This is a genomic window from Pseudomonas sp. FYR_2 (genome assembly GCF_043106425.1).
Taxonomy (GTDB): domain Bacteria; phylum Pseudomonadota; class Gammaproteobacteria; order Pseudomonadales; family Pseudomonadaceae; genus Aquipseudomonas; species Aquipseudomonas monteilii.
Genome location: NZ_JBICMM010000046.1, coordinates 203,544 through 224,994, shown reverse-complemented (window position 1 = coordinate 224,994; position 21,451 = coordinate 203,544). Strand labels below are relative to the sequence as shown.

Here is a 21,451-nt window from a genome sequence, read left to right as displayed (position 1 = left end):
AACACAAAACCCAGGTAAAGAAAAACCCGGCCGAGGCCGGGTTTTTCATGAAACATCAGGCCAATTACTTGGACTGAGCTTCTACCTGAGCTTCAACACGACGGTTGATAGCACGGCCTTCTTCGGTGGCGTTGTCAGCAACCGGACGGGTTTCGCCGTAGCCTACCGAGTCAACACGGCTGGATTCTACGCCGTACTGCTGGGTCAGCACTTGCTTGACAGCGTTGGCACGACGCTCGGACAGCTTCTGGTTGTAAGCGTCTGGACCCACGGAGTCAGTGTGACCTTCAACCACGGTGGTGGTTTGTGGGTACTGCTTCATGAAGTCAGCCAGGTTTTTGATGTCGCCGTAGCTGTTTGGCTTGACGACCGACTTGTCGAAGTCGAACTTCACGTCCAGCTCAACACGAACGACTTCGGCAACAGCCGGGCAGCCGTCGGCGTCAACGGTAACGTTGGCCGGGGTGTCTGGGCACTTGTCGACGTTGTCGCAAACGCCGTCGTTGTCGGAGTCGGAGCAGACTTCAGCAACTGGAGCCGGAGCGGCTGCGGCTTGCTTCGGGCTACCGCCGAAGTTCAGGCCAACACCAACGCTTGGAGCCCACTCGGTGTCGCCCTGGTCGATGTTGTACTGAGCTTCTACGCCGGCACGGGCGTAGAACATGTCGGTGATGTACCACTTGGCGCCAGCGCCAACGTTGGCGAAGGTGGAGTGGTCACGACCGCCACGGCCGGTCTGGCCCAGCGACTGGTGCGAGAAACCAGCGGAAACGTACGGACGGATAGCGTCGTACGGGTTGTTGAAGTGGTAAACGGCGTCCAGGGCGGTGTTCGAGCCCTTGATGTTCTTGCCGTCTTCGCCACGAGCGTTGTGTACTTCGTCGTAGCCCAGACGCAGTTCAACGTCGTCGGTCAGGAAGTAACCGATCGAGCCGCCGAACAGGTTGCCGTCGTTCTTGAAGTCGCGCTGGCTGTCGAAGAATTCTTTCTTGTAGAAAACTTCGGTCTCGACGGCGCCTTGACCTTGTGCCATAGCGCCAATCGAAGTGGCGGCTACGAGCGAACCAATGGCCAAGCCCAAGGTGTTTTTCAATTTCATCCGTTAAATCCCCATCTGGTGATAGTTAAGCAGTCCCACCACAAACACGGGGGACAACTCGACGGCAAGTCTAGCAGAACTCGCCGATTCGTTAGAGATATTTGCACGCCACTAAGTTTCATCGAGGCCGGCAAATTTCTCCCGAAGCTTGTCTAGCGCGCGCTTGTAGCGCATTTTCGTCGCGCTCAGGCCCATGTGCATGATGTCGGCAATTTCCTGAAATTCCAGCTCTGCGACAAAACGAAGCACCAGAATTTCCCGGTCAATCGGGTTCACATGCACCAGCCATTTGTCCAACCCGCCTTTTTCTTCCGGCTTCGGGGCCTTGTCTTCGGACGCCTCTTCGACAGGGTCCAGACTCAAGGCATCCATCAACCGGCGTTTACGGCGCTCCTTGCGGTACTGGGTAATGCACTCGTTGTAGGTGATGCTGTAGAGCCAGGTCTTGAACTTGGATTTACCTTCGAAGTTCTTCAGGCCGTACAGCACTTTCAGCATCACTTCCTGACAGACATCGTCCGCGTCCCGGTCGTTCCCCAGATAACGCGCACAGACGTTGAACAGGGTCCGTTGGTAGCGCCGCATGAGCTCTTCATAGGCGCGGGTAACGTGGTACAGCTCCTCATGCGAACGCGCCACCAACTCTTCGTCGGTGAGCTCGCGGGGGTCATAACGCATGGGCGGCGAATGAACTTTATTCAAAACGGATCTGGCCGACAGTCAGGTCAATGTCGCCGCGCGACCCCGTGGGTCGAATTTCGCGGCGGCATACATTAACAGCTTTTGTGCGGTTAGCGGCTATTGACACGCTGCTCGAGCAACTCGCGGTTGGACAGCGACACCAGGTCGCCATCATCGGTCAGCAGCGTTGTCTTGACCGTGCCGATTTCCTCGATGTGCCCTTCAACCTCTCCAATCCGCACCTGCTGGCCGACCTGATACAGCTCGCGCACGTAAATGCCGGCCAGGATCTGCCCGGCGATTTCGCGGCTGCCAAGGCCCATGGCCAAGGCAACGGCCAGACCAACGGTAATCAGCCCGATGACGATAACGTGGTTCAGCAGGTCGGTTTTCACCTCCAGCTGGCTGATGGCCACCGAGATGCTGATGATGATCACCAGGCCCTGGGTAATGCGCCCAAGCCCTGCCGAGTATTCCAGGCCGATGCCTTCGGCAGCGCCGCGCACCAGGCCATTGGCAACCTGTGCCAGCAGCACGCCGGCCAGCAGCACCAAGGCCGCGCCGAACACCTTGGGCAGGTACAGGGCAAGCATGTCGAGGGTGGCCGACACCCGCTCCAGGCCCAGCGACTCGGCGGCCGAGACCAGGAAGATGAGCAGCACGAACCAGTAGACGATCTTGCCGATCAGGGTCGAGATCGGCACCTGAATGCCGACCCGGCCAAGCATCTTGGTGAGGCCGGTGCCGGCCATCAGGCGGTCCAGGCCAAACTTGGCCAGCAGCTTGGACAGCAGTGTGTCGAGCAGCTTGGCCACCACGAAACCGAGCAGCACCACGACCAGCGCGCCGAACAGGTTGGGGATGAAGTTCGCTACCTTGGTCCAAAGGGCAGTCATTGCGGTGACCAGGCTCTGGGTCCAGAGATCGAGTTCCATATTCAATCGGCCTTATCTGCTTTGCTGCCGGTGGCAGCGTTGCGGGAAGAGTGTCGACGCACCGGCGCGACATGCGCCGAGCCATTATTGACGGCGATGAGCAGCGCCTGGCTCCAGCGGCCAAGCAGGCTGAACAGATCACCCGCGCCAACCTGGCGGTTGGCGGTTTTCAGTACGCGACCCAGGCAAGCGGCGTCGTCCCGGTCGTCCCGGTCATTGCCGGAGGGTGACGCCTTGAGCAGGTCGCGCAGGGATTCTTCAAACGGATCGTGCATGGGCACCTCGCGCAGTGTCAGCAAGAGACGAGATGGCCGGGCAATGGGTCACACATCCCATTGGTACGAATGTTTCAAAATGCACACCTAAACCCATCGCAACCGCCGGAACAGCCACCACTGCCCCACCGCCAGCCCCAGCACGACGATGCAGGCGAACAGAAAGCCCAACGGGTTATCCGCCCCCGGAATACCGCCGACATTGATGCCCAGCAGCCCGGTGATGAAGCTCATGGGCAAAAAGATGCAGGTGATGATGCCAAAACGGTACATGGTGCGGTTCATCCGCTCGCTGCGCCGCCGGTCTTCGCTTTCCAGCACCAGCGCAGCGCGCTCGCGGGTCAGCTCCAGCTCTTCGAGGTAGCGGATCAGGCTGTTATTGAGCTCGTTCCAGTAATCGGCGTCGACATTGGCGAACCAGCTCCATTTGCTGCGCGACAGCTGGGCGTAGATTTCCCGTTGCGGAGCAAGAAAACGGCGCAGGCCGGCGGCACGACGGCGGATCTGCTGCAGGCTGCCATGCTCAGGGGTATACCGCTCGTCGGTTTCGACCTTTTCTTCTTCCAAGTCGACCAGTTCGGCCAGGTCACTCACCAGGCCCTGAACCTTTTCAGTCAGCAGTTCGCCCATCAACAGCAACAGTTCGGAGGCCGATTTCGGCCCCCTGCCCTGTTCCAGTTGCTGGAGAATTTCGTCACTGGCACGCAACGGCCTGAGGCGCAACGAGATAACCCGCTGTGCCTCGGCGAAAATACGTACCGAAACCATGTCTTCAGGTTCGGCACCCGGGTTGAGGTTGACCCCGCGCAGGAACAGCAGCAGCTGTTCGTCTGCCATGGGCAGCAGGCGCGGCCGGGTGTTTTCCTCCAGCAGCAGCTCGCAGGCGAACTCGCTCAGGCCACTGTCGTGCAGCAGCCAGGTACGGGTTTGAGGATGGCTGCGGTCCCAGTGCAGCCACAGGCTCTGCTCCGGTTGCAGTTGCAAGCTGTCCAGTTCGGTACGGGCAATCGAGCGCGCGCCACCTTTACCATCGAGCACCAGGGCATGCACCAGCCCCCACTGCGCGTTGTCTTCCTCGAACATCAAAGCTCCATCAGCGCGTGGGGCGCATCACTCCGGCATTTTCAGCGGGCTTGGCGAAACCAGTACGCCATTGTTGTCGGCATACACGTACTCGCCCGGGCGGAAGGTAACGCCGGCGAAGGTCACCACCACATTGAGGTCACCGATACCACGCTTGTCGGTTTTCATCGGGTGGCTGGCCAGGGCCTGCACGCCGACGTCGGTCTGGATCAGCACATCGACGTCACGCACGCAGCCATAGATCACCAGGCCTTCCCAACCGTTTTTGGCGGCTTTTTCCGCAAGCATGTCGCCCAGCAGCGCACGGCGCAGCGAACCACCACCATCGACCACCAGGACCTTGCCCTTGCCGTCGAGTTCGACTTGCTCCTTGACCAGCGAGTTGTCCTCGAAGCACTTGATGGTGACGATCTGGCCGCCGAACGAATCGCGGCCACCAAAATTGCTGAACATGGGTTCCAGCACGTGTACCAAGTCGGGGTAGGCGTCACACAGGTCGGGCGTTACGTAATGCTGCATGGGAAGCTCCTGTCAGTCACAACGAAAGCGGGTATCGGCCAAGGCTACACCTTGGAGACGGTCGCAGTCACCAAGGACCAAGCGGTCATCTTTAGCCTGTACTGGCCTCTTCGCGGGCAAGCCCGCTCTCACAGCGGTATCACAAGGCTTAAGTGCTGTGAAATCCCTGTGGGAGCGGGCTTGCCCGCGAAGAGGCCGGCCCAGGCAATGCAAGATCAACTGACTGGCAAAGGTTCCTGAGACACTGTGGATTCATGCACCGGCAGCAATGGATCACGCAACCAGCGCTCCACCAACGGCCATACCTGCGCCTGCGCAGCCTTGCTCACCAGCATGTCGACATGCCCAAACGCATCAAAACCTTCCTCACGCCCCAGCCGCAGGAACTGCTTGCGCTCGCCCCCCAACTGCTCGAACAGCTTGCGGCAGGCCCACACCGGGTCCTGGAAGTCCCCCGCACCGGCCACCGCCAGCAGCGGCACATCCACCTCTGCCAGCCCCGCCCACCAGTCGTGCTGCTTGTCGCCAAAGCGCCCGAACAGGCCATGCCAGCGCATGCTTTCCAGCGCCAGGCCAATCGGCTCGTCTTCCGGCCCACGTTTGAAGCGTGGCCCGGAAATCTGCCCCCAGCGCTTGAGCACCAGCTTCGCCCCCCACACCAGCGGTGGCACCTTCAAAGGCCAGTAGACACGGCTGATCTGGGTGCCGAACAGCGCCACGCTGGCCACCTGTTCGGCAGCCAGGAAACCACCCCCAAGCGCCGCCACCAGCGTGGTGCCGCCCAAGGAATGGCCAACCCAGTGCGGCGCCTGGCCCGACTGCTCGCGTACGAACGCGGCAATCAGTGGCAGGTCATCACGGGCATAGGCTGCAACGGTGTTGTGCCGCCAGGCATGGTTGCGTGGCGACAGCCCGTGACCGCGCATTTCCGGGATCCACACATCGAAACCGGCACGGGCGAGGTAGGCGCCCAAGCCAATACCTTTGGGCGAATACCAGAAACGCCGGTTGGAAAAACTGCCGTGCAGGAGAATGACCGGCACGCCCTGGGCACGGCCATGGTCGGCCAGCCCCAGGCGGGTGATGGCCAGCTCGACGCTAGGGTCCGGGCCGTTGCCGGCCTTGATCCGGTACACGTCTTCGCTGAGGTCGCCGCGGCGCTCGGCACTGAGCAGGGCCACGGGGAATAGAGTGCTGCTGCTTTGCATAGGTTGCTTGGTGCACAAAAAAGGGCGGGATCCATTGCTGGAACTCGCCCTGGAAAAAACCAGGCGGGGGTACGCCAGACGTCCCCCCGCGTTTTACTGCATCAGGCCGCGCCTTGGCCTTCGGCCAGGAAGAACCAGGTTTCGAGTACCGAGTCCGGGTTCAGCGACACGCTTTCGATGCCCTGCTCCATCAGCCACTTGGCCAGGTCCGGGTGGTCCGATGGGCCCTGGCCGCAGATGCCGATGTACTTGCCGGCCTTGTTGCACGCGGCGATGGCATTGGCCAGCAGCTTCTTGACGGCAGGGTTACGCTCGTCGAACAGGTGGGCGATGATGCCCGAGTCGCGGTCCAGGCCCAGGGTCAGCTGGGTCAGGTCGTTGGAGCCGATCGAGAAGCCATCGAAGTACTCCAGGAACTCTTCGGCCAGAATGGCGTTGGACGGCAGCTCGCACATCATGATCACGCGCAGGCCGTTGTCGCCACGGGCCAGGCCGTTTTCGGCAAGCAGGTCGACCACTTGGCTGGCTTCGCCCAGGGTACGCACGAACGGCACCATGATCTCGACGTTGGTCAGGCCCATTTCGTTGCGCACGCGCTTGAGCGCACGGCACTCGAGCTCGAAGCAGTCACGGAACGATTCGCTGATGTAACGCGAAGCGCCACGGAAGCCCAGCATCGGGTTTTCTTCTTCCGGCTCGTACAGCTTGCCGCCGATCAGGTTGGCGTACTCGTTGGACTTGAAGTCCGACAGGCGCACGATGACCTTTTTCGGGTAGAAGGCTGCCGCCAGGGTGCTGATGCCTTCGACCAGTTTCTCGACGTAGAAGCCGACCGGGTCGTTGTAACCGGCAATGCGCTTGTCGACGCTCTCTTTCAGGTCGGCAGGCAGGCCGGCATAGTTCAGCAGCGCCTTGGGGTGCACACCGATCATGCGATTGATGATGAACTCCAGGCGCGCCAGGCCGACACCGGCGTTGGGCAGCTGGGCGAAGTCGAAGGCGCGGTCCGGGTTGCCGACGTTCATCATGATCTTGAACGGCAGCTCCGGCATGGCATCGACGGAGTTCTGCTTGACGTCAAAGCCCAGCTCGCCTTCGAAGATGAAGCCGGTATCGCCTTCGGCGCAGGACACAGTCACGCCCTGGCCGTCTTTGAGCACCTGGGTGGCATTGCCGCAACCGACCACGGCCGGGATACCCAGCTCGCGGGCGATGATCGCCGCGTGGCAGGTACGGCCGCCGCGGTTGGTCACGATGGCGCTCGCGCGCTTCATCACCGGTTCCCAGTCCGGGTCGGTCATGTCGGAAACCAGCACGTCACCCGGCTGGACCTTGTCCATTTCCGAAACGTCGTTGATCACGCGCACTTTGCCGGCGCCGATGCGCTGGCCTATGGCACGGCCTTCGACCAGTACGGTGCCTTTTTCTTTCAGCAGGTAGCGTTCCATGACGTTGGCGCTGGAACGGCTTTTCACGGTCTCAGGGCGGGCCTGGACAATGTACAGCTTGCCGTCGTCACCGTCCTTGGCCCACTCGATGTCCATCGGGCGCTGGTAGTGCTGCTCGATGATCATGGCCTGTTTGGCCAGCTCGCTGACCTCGGCATCACTCAGGCAGAAGCGTGCGCGCTCGGCGCGGTCCACTTCCACGGTCTTGACCGAACGGCCAGCCTTGGCTTCTTCGCCGTAGACCATCTTGATGGCCTTGCTGCCCAGGTTGCGGCGCAGGATGGCCGGGCGGCCGGCCTGCAGGGTGTTCTTGTGCACGTAGAATTCGTCAGGGTTGACCGCACCCTGCACCACGGTTTCGCCCAGGCCGTAGGCGCCCGTGATGAACACCACGTCGCGGAAGCCCGACTCGGTGTCGAGGGTGAACATGACGCCGGCGGTGCCGGTTTCGGAGCGGACCATGCGCTGCACGCCAGCCGACAGGGCCACCAGCTTGTGGTCAAAGCCCTGGTGCACGCGGTAGGCGATGGCGCGGTCGTTGAACAGCGAGGCGAACACTTCCTTGGCCGCGCGGATCACGTTGTCAACGCCGCGGATGTTGAGGAAGGTTTCCTGCTGGCCTGCGAACGAGGCGTCTGGCAGGTCTTCGGCAGTGGCTGAGGAGCGCACGGCAACCGCCATGTTGTCGTTGCCGGCAGCCATCGCGGCGAATGCGGTTCGGATTTCCGAATCCAGACGCGGCGGGAACTCGGCTTCCATGACCCACTGGCGAATCTGCGCGCCCGTCTTGGTCAGGGCATTGATGTCATCCACGTCCAGCGCGTCGAGCGCGGCATGGATCCGGTCGTTGAGACCACTCTGTTCGAGAAAATCGCGGTACGCCTGCGCCGTAGTGGCAAAGCCGCCCGGCACCGATACACCAGCACCGGCAAGGTTGCTGATCATCTCGCCCAGGGATGCGTTCTTGCCCCCCACATGCTCCACATCATGGACGCCGAGCTTATCGAGGGAAACTACGTACTCTACCAAGGTGATCTCTCCACTAACTGTGTTGGAAAAGCTCAAAAAGGCGCCCGCCTGTCTTCTGTGACTTGGCCGGGCGTTTGTGGCCTGTACCTGGAAAATAAGTGAGAATGCCGACAGCCGCATTCGGCAAACCGAACTTATCATATCCAAGAAACGTCATCAGCTTAAGGCCCAGATCGCAAATGAAACGAACCGCGTTCTTCATCTCCGACGGCACCGGTATCACTGCCGAAACCCTGGGCCAGAGTTTGCTCGCGCAATTCGAGAGCATTCCGTTCAACAAATTTACCCGCCCGTACATCGATTCGCCGGACAAAGCGCGGACCATGGTCCAGCAAATCAACGCTGCCGCCGAGCGTGACGGGGTGCGCCCGATCATCTTCGACACCATCGTCAATCAGGACATCCGTGAGATCCTGGCGACGTCGAATGGCTTCATGATCGACATCTTTTCCTCTTTTTTATCCCCGCTCGAGCAGGAATTGACCGCCCATTCGTCGTATTCCGTGGGTAAATCGCACTCGATTGGCGGTAATTCCAACTACATGGAACGCATCGAGGCTGTGAACTTCGCCCTGGACAACGACGACGGCGCGCGTACCCACTACTACGACAAGGCCGACCTGATTCTGGTTGGCGTGTCGCGTTGCGGCAAGACCCCGACCTGCCTGTACATGGCCATGCAGTTCGGCATCCGCGCCGCCAACTACCCGCTGACCGAGGACGACATGGAGCGCCTGCAGCTGCCGGCAGTGCTGAAAAAGCACCACAACAAGCTGTTCGGCCTGACCATCGACCCCGATCGCCTCACCGCCATCCGCCACGAGCGCAAGCCCAACAGCCGCTATTCCAGCTTTGCCCAGTGCGAGTTCGAAGTGCGTGAGGTGGAGAGCCTGTTCCGCAGGGAGAACATTCCCAACATCAATTCCACGCATTTTTCGGTGGAAGAGATTTCGGCGAAGATTCTGGTGGAGAAAGGCGTGGAGCGCAGGTTCAAGTAAGCCAGAACAGGTAATACAAAAAAGCCCCAGCATCACTGCCGGGGCTTTTTCATTTCAGCCTGATGATCAGGACGGCACCACCGCCGCCTGCCCGCTCATGGCCAGGTCGACCAGCTCGCGGTTGGCCACCGCGTACATCGCATAGTCGGTGCCCGTGGCATTGCGCAGGTCGTCCAGCATGGCGCGCCAGCGCTCCACCATCACCCGGTGCTGCTCGGCCCACAGCGCCACGCGGGCGTCCATGTCTTCCGGTGCATCGGCCATCTGCAATACCGAGATGGTGATTGCCCGTTGCTGCAGGTCAATGTCATCGCGGAACGCTTCGCGGGCCAAGGCCTGCCAGTTGTTTTCCACCGGCAGGTTGCTGATTTCCTGCAGGTACCAGGTCAGGTCCAGCGCGCTGCCCACGGCGAAGAACGCCTTGGCCACCTGCGCCGGTTCATGGCCGGTAACGTCGGCGGCTTCGATGATCGGCAACAGGGTGTACAAGTGGCTGGTACCGGCCACCATGCGCGCCAGCAACTCCGGGACACCGGCGTCGACAAAGCCCTGGTAACGCACCATCCAGCGTTCTCGGGTCGGGCCTTCCAGCAGCTCGTCCAGCTTGAGCCCCAACTGCGCAATCTTCGGCCCGAAGTGCGCGGTGTCGCGCCCGGCGTCCTGCTCGTTACGGCGGCTACGCAGGAACCAGCGGGTGGCACGGCGGCCCAGGCGCATCAGCTCGTCCATCAGGGTGAGCTGGATTTCCGCCGGCACCTGGTAGTCCAGAGCCTCGATCTGGCGGAACCAGTGCGGCAGGTGGAAGATGTCGCGCACGATCACATAGGCCCCGGCCACGTTGGCCGGGCTCATGCCGGTCGACTCCTTCAGGCGCTGGACGAAGGTGATGCCCATGTTGTTGACCAGGTCGTTGGCGATCTGGGTGCTGACGATTTCGCGCTTCAGGCGGTGGCGGCGCATGGCCTCGGCGAACTTGCTGACCAGCGACGGCGGGAAGGCGGTTTCCATGTCGCGGGTCAGGTAGTCGTCGTCCGGCACCAGCGACTTGAGCAGTTGCTCCTTGAGGTCGATCTTGCTGTACGAGATCAGCACCGACAGCTCGGCGCGGGTCAGGCCCTGGCCGGCAGCCAGGCGTTCAGCCAACTGCTCTTCGGACGGCAGGAACTCGATGGCGCGGTCCAGCTTGCCACGGCCTTCCAGGTCGGCCATCAGGCGCTTGTACTCGGCAATCCGCTCGCGGGCGCGGCGGGCGGCCAGCGACAGCGCCTGGGTCTGCTTGTAGTTGTTGCCCAGCACCAGGTTGCCGACTTCGTCGGTCATGCTGCCCAGCAGCTGGTTACGCTGCTTCTCGGTCATGTCGCCACCCTGCACCACTTCGTTGAGCAGGATCTTGATGTTGACCTCGTGGTCGGAGCAGTCCACGCCGCCGGCGTTGTCGATGAAGTCGGTGTTGGTGGCGCCGCCGTTCAGGCCGAACTCCACTCGGCCGAGCTGGGTCATGCCCAGGTTGCCGCCCTCGCCCACCACCTTGCAGCGCAGTTCGTTGCCGTTTACCCGCAGCGCGTCGTTGGCCTTGTCGCCGACATCGGCGTGGCTTTCGCTGCTGGCCTTCACGTAGGTGCCGATACCGCCGTTCCACAGCAGGTCGACCGGTGCCTTGAGCAACGCGTTCAGCAGCTCGGTCGGGGTCAGGCGGTCGGCCTCGATGGCAAAGCGCTCTTTCATCTGCGGGCTGATGGCGATGCTTTTGGCACTGCGCGGGAAGATACCGCCGCCTTCAGACATGATGCTGGTGTCGTAATCGCTCCAGGCCGAACGCGGCAGGTCGAACAGGCGCTTGCGCTCGGCAAAGCTGGACGCAGGCTCGGGGTTGGGATCGATGAAGATGTGCAGGTGGTTGAACGCCGCCACCAGTTGCAGCTTGTCGGACATCAGCAGGCCGTTGCCGAACACGTCGCCGGCCATGTCGCCCACGCCGATGACGGTGATCGGGTCTTCCTGCACGTTGATGCCGCGCTCGCGGAAGTGGCGCTGCACGCCCACCCAGGCTCCACGCGCGGTAATGCCCATCTTCTTGTGGTCGTAACCGGCCGAACCGCCCGAGGCAAAGGCATCGCCCAGCCAGAAGCCGTAGTCGATGGCAATGCCGTTGGCGATGTCGGAGAAGGTGGCGGTGCCTTTGTCGGCCGCCACCACTAGGTACGGGTCATCATCGTCGTGACGCACCACGTTGGCCGGCGGCACCACGCCACCGTCCTTGAGGTTGTCGGTGATGTCGAGCAGGCCGGAAATGAAGATGCGGTAGCACGCCACGCCTTCGGCGGCAATCTCGTCCCGGCTACCGCCCAGTGGCAGGCGGCGCGGCAGGAAACCGCCCTTGGCGCCGACCGGCACGATGACCGAGTTCTTCACCTGCTGGGCCTTGACCAGGCCCAGCACTTCGGTGCGGAAGTCTTCTTCACGGTCAGACCAGCGCAGGCCGCCACGGGCGACGTTACCAAAGCGCAGGTGCACGCCCTCGACCCGAGGCGAATAAACGAAGATTTCAAACTTGGGCACCGGCTTGGGCAGCTCGGGGATCAGCTTGGGGTTGAACTTGAAGCTAAAGTACGACTTGTTCTGGCCGTTGGCATCCGGCTGATAGAAGTTGGTGCGCAGGGTGGCCTTGATCAGGTCCAGGTAGCGCCGCAGGATGCGGTCTTCGTTGAGTACCTGCACGTCGTCGAGCGCGGTCAGGATGGCCTGCTCCAGGCGCTGCTGCTTGTCGTCGAGGTCATCCTGGGTGAGCTTGCGCGCCAGGTAGAAACGGGTCTTGAACAACCGGGTCAGCTCGCGGGCGATGTCGGTGTGGTTGTTCAGGGTGCTGGCGATGTAACCCAAGTCGAAGCCCAGGCGGATCTGCTTCAGGTAACGGGCGTAAGCGCGCAGCAGCGCCACGTCACGCCAAGGCAGGCCAGCGGTGAGTACCAGACGGTTGAAGGCATCGTTCTCGGCATCACCGCCCACGATGTGGATGAAGGCGTCCTGCAAGGTGTCGTTGAGCTGCTGGATATCCAAGCTCAGGCCTTCGCTGTAGGTGAAGGCGAAGTCGTGAATCCAGTACTCGCGGCCATTGGCGTGACGCAGGCGGTACGGGAACTCGCCCAGCACACGCAGGCCAAGGTTTTCCAGGATCGGCAACACGTCGGACAGCGCCAACGGGGTGTCGGCGTGGTAGAGCTTGCAGTGCAGGATGCGCTCACCCACCTGGGTCAGCGGCTGGTAGAAACTCATGGCCAGCGGCTTGCTTTCCGACAGGCTCAGCACATGCTGCAGGTCGACAACGGCCGAGTGCGCGGCAAAGCGTTCACGGTAGCCGGCCGGGAAGCCCTTGGGGAAATCAGCGAGGATGTTGGTGCCTTGGGCTTCGCCGAAGTTCTCCACGACCAGCGTCGAATAATCGTCATGCCACGAGCGGCAGGCCTGGATGACTTCGCGTTCCAGCTGCTGCGGGTCGATGTCGATGCGGTTTTTCGGGTCTACCCGCAGAATCAGTTGCACACGGGCCAGCACTGATTCGGAGAAGAAGGTCCAGAACTCGCAGTCGCTGGCCTTCAGGCGCTCCATCAGTACTTGCTGGATTTTCTGTCGTACTTCGGTGGAGTAGATCTCCCGCGGCACGTACGCCAGGCAGTAGCAGAAGCGGCCGTACGGGTCCTTGCGCAGGAACACGCGGATCTTGTTGCGCTCCTGGATCTGCACGATCGCCATGACGGTGGTGAACAGCTCGTCGATCGGCGTCTGGAACAGGTCGTCGCGCGGCAGCACCTCCAGCACCTGGGCCAGTTCCTTGCCCAGGTGGGCCTTGGGGTCGAAGCCCGAGCGGCGCTCGACTTCGGCTACCTTGACGCGGATGTAAGGAATGGCATGCACGCTTTCGCCATACACCGACGAGGTGTACAGGCCCATGAAGCGGTGTTCCTTGATGACCTTGCCGTCGGCGTCCAGCTGGCGGATCGACACGTAGTCCGGGTAGGCCGGGCGGTGCACGCGGCTAGGCAGCGCGGCCTTGGCGAACGACAGCAGCAGCGGTTCGTTGAGGTAGGCCACGGCGTAGTCTTCGATGCGCAGCTCTTCGGCCGTCAGGCCCACGCGCAGGCGGCGCGGCAGGCCGAGGAACGACTGCTCGTCGTAAACCATCTGGCCGCCATCGGCATCGCCCTTGACGGTGAACTCTTCATAGCCCAGGAAGGTGAAGTGGTTGTCCAGCAGCCACTCGAGGAAGGCCTTGACCTCGCCCTTTTCGTGTTGCGCCGGGCCGAAGGCGGTCTGTTCCACCTCGGCCACCACGTCACGCAGCTTGGCCTTCATCGGCTCGAAATCGGCGACTGCCACCCGCACCTCGGCCAGCACCTGCTCGATCTCGCGGGCCAGCACGGTCAGCTCTGCGGCATTGGCGCAGCGGTCGATCTCCAGGTACATCAGCGACTCGTGGCGCACGCCCTCGCCCTGGGTACCCTTGGGCAGCAGTTCCAGCAGCTCGCCCTTGGCGCCACGGCGCACGCTGAGCACGGTGGTTTGCAGGGTGTGGATGCTGTAGCCACGACGGTTGAGCTCGGTGCGCACCGAGTCGACCAAAAACGGCAGGTCGTGGTGCAGCACCTCGACCACGGTGTGGGTCGATTGCCAGCCGTTGCGCTCGTAATCAGGATTGTATACCCGCACTTGCGGGTATTCGGGGTCGAAACGTTCGATGATGCGCCAGGCTGACAGGGTGCAGCCGGCCAGGTCGGAAAGCCTGCGTTGGGTGAGTTCGTCCAGAGAGATGATGCCGAAGAACTGCTCGGCGAACAGCGCCACTTGTGGCAGGGACTGTTCGCTGATGTGCTGCGCCAGGGCCGCTTGCAGTTGATGCTGGAAGTCGGCTTTACTGGCTGCGGTGAAGAACGCCATCTGTGGTACTCCGCTTGGGCTTTGTAATAGTTGAAGCGTCGCTGCGTGCGCCGTGTACGGATCAACGATAGCCAACCCGTGGCAAGGCGGACGGTAAAACCAGGCGTTGAACGTGCGCGGGCACGCCCAGGGCTCGCCGAAGCTTAACGACTGATCGGTCATCAAGGCTTGCAGCGCTGCGACAATTTCGGTCAAGGGGCGGTAACTTTACGTTTATGCCTGTACGCAAGACTGTCAGAATTCCCTTCCATTCACTTTGATCCGAGCCCGCTCATGCAAATCAACACCGCCCTGCTCTTCGCCACCCCTTGCGATGACGAGGAAGACAACATGGCGACCCTGTGCTGCCACAGCGACAAGGGCCAGATGTTTCTGCTTACCCGCTACCCGGACGAAGACACCGTCGACCTGACCCTGGATGACGAACCATCGACGCTGGACGGGCTGAAAGTGACCCTCAGCGCCAAGCGCCTGCTGATTGAAGTGGCCGCCGGCGACCGCGATGCGCTGAAGGGGGATGAGGTGCTGGAAATCAACCTGACCAGCGACCTGAGCGACCTGGATGAAGTGAAAGAAACCCTGGAGAACATCCTGGCCGGGACCGGGACCTTCGTCTGCGAGCTGTGATTAACTGAACACCAGCGCGGTCTCTGTGGGAGCGGGCGTGCCCGCGAACACCGGCACAGCCGGTGCCATCCATCGCGTCGCCTGCTTCGCGGGCATGCCCGCTCCCACAAGGATCACGCCAACGCTTGCTGCATCTCTTTGGCCTGCACCCGCAGCGCCTCGCAAAACGGCTCCACCGCCGCCGAAGCCGGCCTGTGGTCTGGCCGTATCAGCATCACCTGGTACGGCACCGACACCCGCAACCTGCGGATCGGCAACCCGCCCTGCGCCGCCTCCAGCCCGCTCAACGGGTTGATGATCGCCACCCCCAACCCTTGCCTGACCATGGCACACACCGAGGCGGCACTGGTGGTCTCGATCACCGTGCGGCGGTTTACCCCCGCCGCGCGAAAGTACTGGTCCAGGCGCTGCCGGTAAGTGTCCAGGCTGGCCAGGTTGATGAAGTCCACCTCATGAAAGTCGGCAAGTTCCAGCTCGGCTTTTGCCTGTAGCGGGTGATGCGCGGGCAGCACGCACACCATGTTGGCGCTGAACAGCAGCTCGCCATAGGCACCGCGCGGTATCTGCTCGACCTCGGTCAGGCCAAGGTCATGCTGTTGGGCGATCAGAGACTCTTCCAGCAATGGCGATTCCTGCGCCAGGATACTCACGCTCACGCCCCGATGCTGCTGGTGGAAACGCTGGCAAGCCTTGGGCAGCAACGTCTGGGAGAACAGCGGCAGGCACGTGATGGCCAGCCTCCCCTGCTCGAAATTGCGAATGGCCTGGGCAAAACGGTCGATCCGCTCCAGCCCGACGTAGGCGCGCTCGACCTCTTCGATCAACAGCAACGCCTGGGCAGTCGCCACCAGGCGCCCACCCTCGCGCTCGAACAGGCTCAGCCCGGTCACCTGCTCCAGCCGCGCCAGCTCGCGGCTGACAGTGGGCTGCGAGGTAAACAGCAGGCGCGCAGCACCGGTCACACTGCCAGCGGCCATGATGGCACGGAACACTTCGATATGGCGGACGGAGAGTTTCACAGCAGTACCCGGCAAAGTCAGCAATGGGTATATCAGATATGAATGACTAGCAGAAAAATAGCTATTTTTCTGAATTCCTTGTTTGGCTCATCCTCGCGGTCATCCTTCTATGAGTAGCGCCACCATGACCGCACCTTTCTCCCTCCTGGCCGAAGCTGTCCGCCAGCACGGCTCGCCGCTGTGGGCGTACGACGCCAGCACCATCGCCGAACGTGTCGAGCAGTTGAAGGTGTTCGACACCGTACGCTTCGCCCAGAAAGCCAACCCTAACCTTCACGTGCTGCGCCTGATGCGCGCCCATGGTCTGGTGCTGGACGCCGTATCGCTGGGTGAGATGGAGCGGGCCTTCGCAGCGGGTGCCCGCGTGGACGGCGACCCTGCCGGCGTGGTGCTGACCTGCGACGCGCTGGACCGGCCGACCCTGGAGCGCGTGGTGGCCTCGAAGATCGAAGTGAACGCGGGTTCCATCGACATGCTGAGCCAACTGGGTGAACGCTCGCCCGGCCACCGCGTGTGGATCCGCATCAATCCGGGCTTTGGCCATGGCCACAGCCGCAAGACCAACACCGGCGGCGAGAACAGCAAGCACGGTATCTGGCACGAAGAGCTGGAGGAGGCACTGGCCTGCATCAAGGCCCATGGCTTGCACCTGGTGGGCGTGCACATGCACATTGGTTCCGGTGTGGACTACCAGCACCTGGAGCAGGTGGCTCGCTCGATGATCGAGCTGATTGGCCGCCTGGGCGTGGACATCGAGGCGTTTTCCATCGGCGGCGGGCTCTCCACCCCGTACCGCAGCACTGACAAACCGGTCGACCTGCAGCGCTACGCCCAGACCTGGGCGGTGGCGCGCAAGGAAATCGAAGCGATGCTCGGCCACCCGGTGCGCATGGAGATCGAGCCTGGGCGCTTCCTGGTGGCGGAATCCGGCTATCTGGTGGCCGAAGTGCGCGCCGTGAAGCAGGTGGGGCGCAATACCTTCGTGATGATCGACGCCGGCTTCAACGACCTAATGCGCCCGGCGATGTACGGTGCATACCACGGCATGACCCTGCTCGATGCCAACGGCCAGCCAGTGGACCGACCACGCCAGCCGACCGTGGTGGCCGGGCCGCTGTGCGAGTCGGGGGATGTGTTCACCCAGGACGACCAGGAGCTGACCCCACAGGACCTGCCCCAGGCGCAGGTGGGCGATTTGCTGGTGATTCACGATGCCGGGGCCTATGGGGCGTCGATGTCGTCGAACTACAACAGCCGGCCGCTGCTGCCGGAGTTCCTGATCGAGGAAGGGGCGCTGCGCATGATTCGCCGGCGGCAGACCGTGCAGGACCTGCTGGGCCTGGAGGCGGGGTTCTAATCTCAGTGCTTGGGGCTGCATCGCAGCCCCAATGGACAAACCTCCTTGCAATCACCTTGGCTCATCGCGACAATGCGATCAATTCCTATTCATATTCATATTGCGAATTTGACGCCATGTCGACGCTCGATCACCAGGCCCTCCACCAGCTCTACAGCGAAAACAACAGCTGGCTGAAAGGCTGGCTGCGCGCCCGCCTGGGAAACGCAGCCGATGCCTCCGACCTGGCGCACGATACGTTCCTGCGGGTGATGACGGCCCGCAGCCAGCTCCCCATTCGCGAACCGCGCAGCTACCTCAGCGCCATCGCCCGCTCCCTCCTGATCGACAAAGTGCGCCGCCGCGCTATCGAAAAAGCCTACCTGCAAGCCCTGGCCCTGCGACCGGAGCCGGTGGAGGTATCACCAGAGGTTCGCCTGTCGATCATCGAAATGCTGATGGCCGTGGACAGCCTGCTCGACGAACTCGGCCCCAAGACCCGTGCCATCTTTCTCGCCGTGCAACTGGAAGGCCTGACCTATGGGGCTGCGGCCGAGCGCTTTGGTGTGTCGGTCACCACGGTGAAGAATCACCTGATCAAGGCCATGACCCGCTGCCTGCTGGCAGTCGAAGGCTGAACGGCATGGACGTCAAAACCCTGGAAGCCGCTGCCACCTGGTACGTGCAGCTCAACGATGGCGACAGCAATGAAGCCCGCACCCACGCCTGGCGCCAGTGGCTAAAGGCCAGCCCTCAGCATGCCGCTGCCTGGGCGCGCGTTGAAAAACTTCAGCAACAATGGGCCATGGTGCCGCCACACGCGGCGCTGTCCAGCCTGGGCGCGGCGCAGACGCAGCGGCGCGATGTGCTGAAAGTGCTGAGCCTGCTGCTGGCCATGGGCGGCGGTGGCTGGCTGGCAACAGGGCAGGTGCCCTATCGCGCCTTGATGGCGCAACAACGTACCGGTACCGGCGAGCGGCGCGCTGTAGAGCTGGCGGATGGCTCGCAGCTGGAACTGAACGTGGGTACCGCGCTGGATGTGCGCTTTGACAGGAAAGTGCGGGCAATCCAGCTGTACCAGGGGGAGATCCTCGTGCGCCCGGCCAGCGACATTCAGCAGCGCCCGTTCATCGTGCACACCGACGACGGCAGCGTGCTGGCCCGCAGTACCGAGTTCAGCGTTCGCAAACTGGCACAGCAGACACGCGTGGGCGTGTTGCAGGCCAGCGTCGATGTACGCCCGCAGCGCCATCCTGATCGGGTGCTGCACGTGCAGGCCGGGCAGCAAACGCGCTTTGACCAGCAAGACTTCACCCTTGCCCATGCCCTGCCCGCCGACTCCACGGCCTGGCTACAGGGCATGCTGAGCGTGAACGACTGGCGCCTGGGCGACTTCATCGAAGAGCTGGGCCGCTATCGGCCGGGCGTGCTGCGCTGCGCCTCATCAATCCGGGCCATGAGCATTTCCGGCGCATTCCGTGTCGACAATACCGATATTGCGCTGGCCAACCTGCCGAAAACCCTGCCTGTAAGGGTGCGCTACCTCAGCCGCTACTGGGTGAATGTGGAGCCTGCCTGAACGGCTGGTGAAAAAACTTTCGCTCAAATCTTGCTGATTTTTATTCTCGTCCGTCCCTGACAAAAGCCGCGACGACAGCGACTTTCTGCCATGACACGGAAGGATCACCCAATGCCTCACCTGCACCCCACCCCTACCACGCTGAGCCAGGCCGTGCGCCTGGTGCTGTTCGGCATGTCCCTGGCCAGCGCGCCAGGCCTGCTGCTGATGCCTGCCCAGGCAATGGCCCAGAGTCAGACCGCCTACCATGTTGCCGCAGGCCCTCTGGGCAACGCCATCACCCAGTTTGGCGTGCAGGCGGGCGTCACCATTTCGTTCGACACCGAACAAACGCGCAACCTGAACAGCGCAGGCCTGGAAGGCAGCTACAGCATCGAGGAAGCGCTGGTGCGGCTGCTGAACAACAGTGGCTTGCAGGCACAACGCCAGGGTAATGGCGGCTATGTGCTGGTGCCTTCAGACAACGGTTCGGTGATGGAACTGGGGCCACTGAACATCGATGCCAACCGGCTGGATGCGACCAGCGAAGGCACTGAGTCTTACACCGCCCGCGCCGTGACCATCGGCAAGGGTGTGCACACGCTGAAGGAAACCCCGCAGTCGGTCACCGTGATGACCCGCAAGATGCTCGACGACCAGAACCTCAACACCCTGGAACAGGTGCTGGACAAGACCCCGGGCATCACCGTGTACGACTCGCCCATGGGCGGCAAGTATTTCTATTCCCGCGGCTTCAACCTGGACGGCCAGTACCAGTACGACGGCGTGCCGCTGGACGTGGGTGGCAACTACGTGCAGGCCAACAGCTTTTCCAGCGACATGGCGTTCTACGACCGTGTCGAAATCCTGAAGGGCGCAGCCGGCATGATGAAGGGCTCCGGCTCCTCCGCCGGCGGCGTCAACTTCGTGCGCAAGCGTGGCCAGGAAAAGGCCGCCACCACCGTCACCCTGTCTGCCGGCAGCTGGGACAACTACCGCGGCCAGGTGGATGTGGGCGGCCCGCTCAACGAGTCCGGCACGGTGCGTGGTCGGGCCGTGGCAGCGCTGCAGGACCGTCAGTACTTCTATGACATTGCCAAGCGCCAGGACCAGATTCTGTACGGCGCCATCGACTGGGATGTCAGCCCCGACACTACCCTGGGCTTCGGCCTGGCCTACGAGGATGTGGATGCCACCCCGTGCTACCACGGCCTGCCACGCTATGCCGATGGCAGCGACCTGAAGCTGTCTCGCTCCACCTGCCTGGGCGCTAGCTGGAACGACCTGCAAAGCCAGCGCATTACCGGCTTTGCCGACCTCAAGCACCGTTTCAACGATGACTGGACGCTGAACTTCGCCTCGGTCTACACCCACAACAACCAGAACATCGAATACGGCTATTCCGAAGGTTCGGTACCGGTCGGCGCCACCAGCGCCAGCATCGGCCGCTATGCCGGCCGTTTCGACTACGACCAGGACGACTATGGCTTCGATAGCTACGTCGATGGCAAGTTCGAAGCCTTCGGCCTGCAGCACGAGCTGATCATCGGTGCCAACGCCAGCCGGCAGAAAACCCATGACTACTTCGCGCTGATGGGGTTGAGCGGTAGCCAGAACCCGTTCGCCCCGTCGGCGGACTTCCCGCACCCGTCCAAGGACGACTATCTGGTCCTCCCCCTGCGAGGCGGTAGCATTCCCACCGACTCCACCACGACCCAATATGGCACCTACGCCAACCTGCGCCTGAAGCTGGCAGAACCACTGACCCTGGTACTGGGCACCCGCGTCAGCTGGTACCGCAACAAGAGCGATGCTTACACCCAGCGCTATGAGTACTGGGTAAACAATCGCAGCCAGGAAAACGGCCAGGTCACGCCGTTCGCCGCCGTGCTGTATGACCTGAACGACCAGTGGACCGCCTACGCCAGCTACGCCGACATCTTCCAGCCGCAAAGCGACAAGGTGAATGCCGAGCGGCAGTCGCTTCAGCCCAAGACCGGTGCCAACTACGAGGTTGGCATCAAAGGCGAGCTGCTCAATGGCGCGCTGAACACCTCGTTCAACCTGTTCCGCACTGTCGAGAAGCACCGCGCAGAAAGCGACTACAACGAAGCCTGCCCTTCAGGCGACGGCTACTGCTACACCGACAGCGGAAAGGTGCGTGCCCAGGGTTTCGAAGCAGAGATCAGCGGCTCGCCACTCGAGCGCTTGCAATTGCTGGCGGGCTACACCTACACCCAGACCAAGTACCTGAATACCATCGAAGACACCGACCCGACCGAGCTGACCTTCACCTCCAGCTTCATCCCGCGGCACATGCTCAAGGTGTGGGGTGACTACCAACTGGGCGGTGCACTGGAGCGTTTCACCGTCGGCGCCGGCCTGAACAGCCAGAGCGAAAACTTCCGCACTACAGGCACTACCCGTGTCGAGCAGGCCGGCTACACCGTGTGGAACGGCCGCGTGCAGTACCGCGTCGACCTGAACTGGACTGTTGCGCTCAACGGCAACAACCTGTTCGACAAGAAGTACTACGCCACCATCGGTGCGCCGGCCTGGGGCAACTTCTATGGCGAACCGCGCAACTTCATGGTGACCTTGCAAGGGGCGTTCTGAAGTACTTCACAACGTGCGGTCGGGCCGCTCTGCGGCCCGACCGCAGGGCGGTGAAACACCAGCCAAAATCAACATCACCGCATTTTCA

Annotated in this window: 16 protein-coding genes; 6 read left to right on the top strand and 10 right to left on the bottom strand. The window is 62.2% G+C overall.

Features of this window, described 5'->3' with window-relative positions; all coding sequences use genetic code 11:
• Positions 1-64: 64 nt before the first annotated feature.
• From ACF8R4_RS20215 to ppsA, 8 genes are all read right to left on the bottom strand, one after another.
• Positions 65-1,099, bottom strand: coding sequence for an OmpA family protein (locus ACF8R4_RS20215; RefSeq protein WP_016714850.1), 1,035 nt, complete (start codon positions 1,097-1,099; stop codon positions 65-67).
• 111 nt (positions 1,100-1,210) lie between these two features.
• On the bottom strand, positions 1,211-1,777 hold the full coding sequence (gene sigX / locus ACF8R4_RS20210; protein ID WP_003248665.1) for an RNA polymerase sigma factor SigX: 567 nt from the start codon (positions 1,775-1,777) through the stop codon (positions 1,211-1,213).
• A 113-nt stretch (positions 1,778-1,890) separates the two neighbouring features.
• Positions 1,891-2,715, bottom strand: coding sequence for a mechanosensitive ion channel domain-containing protein (locus ACF8R4_RS20205; protein ID WP_060498837.1), 825 nt, complete (start codon positions 2,713-2,715; stop codon positions 1,891-1,893).
• A gap of 2 nt (positions 2,716-2,717) precedes the next feature.
• Positions 2,718-2,990, bottom strand: a complete 273-nt coding sequence (locus ACF8R4_RS20200) for a hypothetical protein (RefSeq protein WP_014591816.1) — start codon at positions 2,988-2,990, stop codon at positions 2,718-2,720.
• Between the two features lie 87 nt (positions 2,991-3,077).
• The gene (locus tag ACF8R4_RS20195; protein WP_104835263.1) at positions 3,078-4,073 is read right to left on the bottom strand and encodes a zinc transporter ZntB; all 996 of its coding nucleotides are present in this window, start codon (positions 4,071-4,073) and stop codon (positions 3,078-3,080) included.
• Positions 4,074-4,100: 27 nt separating this feature from the next.
• The gene (rraA, locus tag ACF8R4_RS20190; RefSeq protein WP_016714847.1) at positions 4,101-4,592 is read right to left on the bottom strand and encodes a ribonuclease E activity regulator RraA; all 492 of its coding nucleotides are present in this window, start codon (positions 4,590-4,592) and stop codon (positions 4,101-4,103) included.
• A gap of 215 nt (positions 4,593-4,807) precedes the next feature.
• Positions 4,808-5,800, bottom strand: coding sequence for an alpha/beta fold hydrolase (locus ACF8R4_RS20185; RefSeq protein WP_104835264.1), 993 nt, complete (start codon positions 5,798-5,800; stop codon positions 4,808-4,810).
• A 101-nt stretch (positions 5,801-5,901) separates the two neighbouring features.
• Entirely contained in the window at positions 5,902-8,277 is a 2,376-nt protein-coding gene (gene ppsA / locus ACF8R4_RS20180) for a phosphoenolpyruvate synthase (protein ID WP_104835265.1), read from the bottom strand.
• 179 nt (positions 8,278-8,456) lie between these two features.
• On the opposite strand from ppsA, the gene ACF8R4_RS20175 reads away from it, so the two are divergent.
• Positions 8,457-9,275: a pyruvate, water dikinase regulatory protein gene (locus tag ACF8R4_RS20175; protein ID WP_012271263.1), complete on the top strand. Its 819-nt coding sequence runs from the start codon at positions 8,457-8,459 to the stop codon at positions 9,273-9,275.
• 66 nt (positions 9,276-9,341) lie between these two features.
• Here ACF8R4_RS20175 and ACF8R4_RS20170 read toward each other — a convergent pair whose 3' ends face one another.
• Complete coding sequence (locus tag ACF8R4_RS20170) at positions 9,342-14,207, bottom strand: NAD-glutamate dehydrogenase (RefSeq protein WP_060498832.1); 4,866 nt, start codon at positions 14,205-14,207, stop codon at positions 9,342-9,344.
• A 273-nt stretch (positions 14,208-14,480) separates the two neighbouring features.
• On the opposite strand from ACF8R4_RS20170, the gene ACF8R4_RS20165 reads away from it, so the two are divergent.
• A complete protein-coding gene (locus ACF8R4_RS20165; RefSeq protein WP_009684028.1) occupies positions 14,481-14,834 on the top strand; it encodes a hypothetical protein in 354 nt (117 codons plus the stop codon).
• Between the two features lie 113 nt (positions 14,835-14,947).
• On the opposite strand, the gene ACF8R4_RS20160 is transcribed toward ACF8R4_RS20165, so the two are convergent.
• Positions 14,948-15,853, bottom strand: a complete 906-nt coding sequence (locus tag ACF8R4_RS20160) for a LysR family transcriptional regulator (protein WP_164524259.1) — start codon at positions 15,851-15,853, stop codon at positions 14,948-14,950.
• A gap of 124 nt (positions 15,854-15,977) precedes the next feature.
• Between ACF8R4_RS20160 and lysA the strand changes: the two genes are divergently transcribed.
• The 4 genes from lysA (at position 15,978) to ACF8R4_RS20140 (ending at position 21,363) form a co-directional block, all read left to right on the top strand.
• Positions 15,978-17,210 (top strand): diaminopimelate decarboxylase, encoded by a 1,233-nt coding sequence (lysA, locus tag ACF8R4_RS20155; RefSeq protein WP_200929204.1) that lies wholly within the window; start codon positions 15,978-15,980, stop codon positions 17,208-17,210.
• A gap of 116 nt (positions 17,211-17,326) precedes the next feature.
• Entirely contained in the window at positions 17,327-17,827 is a 501-nt protein-coding gene (locus ACF8R4_RS20150; protein WP_060498830.1) for a sigma-70 family RNA polymerase sigma factor, read from the top strand.
• A 5-nt stretch (positions 17,828-17,832) separates the two neighbouring features.
• Complete coding sequence (locus ACF8R4_RS20145; RefSeq protein WP_200929203.1) at positions 17,833-18,768, top strand: FecR domain-containing protein; 936 nt, start codon at positions 17,833-17,835, stop codon at positions 18,766-18,768.
• A gap of 111 nt (positions 18,769-18,879) precedes the next feature.
• Positions 18,880-21,363 (top strand): TonB-dependent siderophore receptor, encoded by a 2,484-nt coding sequence (locus ACF8R4_RS20140; RefSeq protein ID WP_392493307.1) that lies wholly within the window; start codon positions 18,880-18,882, stop codon positions 21,361-21,363.
• Positions 21,364-21,451 lie beyond the last annotated feature (88 nt).

Coding starts and splice junctions, on each gene's coding strand:
- ACF8R4_RS20170 (WP_060498832.1), bottom strand. CDS start 14,207: ATGGCGTTCTTCACCGCAGCCAGTAAAGCCGACTTCCAGCATCAACTG.
- ACF8R4_RS20215 (WP_016714850.1), bottom strand. CDS start 1,099: ATGAAATTGAAAAACACCTTGGGCTTGGCCATTGGTTCGCTCGTAGCC.
- lysA (WP_200929204.1), top strand. CDS start 15,978: ATGACCGCACCTTTCTCCCTCCTGGCCGAAGCTGTCCGCCAGCACGGC.
- sigX (WP_003248665.1), bottom strand. CDS start 1,777: ATGCGTTATGACCCCCGCGAGCTCACCGACGAAGAGTTGGTGGCGCGT.
- ACF8R4_RS20195 (WP_104835263.1), bottom strand. CDS start 4,073: ATGTTCGAGGAAGACAACGCGCAGTGGGGGCTGGTGCATGCCCTGGTG.
- ACF8R4_RS20175 (WP_012271263.1), top strand. CDS start 8,457: ATGAAACGAACCGCGTTCTTCATCTCCGACGGCACCGGTATCACTGCC.
- ACF8R4_RS20185 (WP_104835264.1), bottom strand. CDS start 5,800: ATGCAAAGCAGCAGCACTCTATTCCCCGTGGCCCTGCTCAGTGCCGAG.
- ACF8R4_RS20205 (WP_060498837.1), bottom strand. CDS start 2,715: ATGGAACTCGATCTCTGGACCCAGAGCCTGGTCACCGCAATGACTGCC.
- ACF8R4_RS20200 (WP_014591816.1), bottom strand. CDS start 2,990: ATGCACGATCCGTTTGAAGAATCCCTGCGCGACCTGCTCAAGGCGTCA.
- ACF8R4_RS20140 (WP_392493307.1), top strand. CDS start 18,880: ATGCCTCACCTGCACCCCACCCCTACCACGCTGAGCCAGGCCGTGCGC.
- rraA (WP_016714847.1), bottom strand. CDS start 4,592: ATGCAGCATTACGTAACGCCCGACCTGTGTGACGCCTACCCCGACTTG.
- ACF8R4_RS20165 (WP_009684028.1), top strand. CDS start 14,481: ATGCAAATCAACACCGCCCTGCTCTTCGCCACCCCTTGCGATGACGAG.
- ACF8R4_RS20145 (WP_200929203.1), top strand. CDS start 17,833: ATGGACGTCAAAACCCTGGAAGCCGCTGCCACCTGGTACGTGCAGCTC.
- ACF8R4_RS20150 (WP_060498830.1), top strand. CDS start 17,327: ATGTCGACGCTCGATCACCAGGCCCTCCACCAGCTCTACAGCGAAAAC.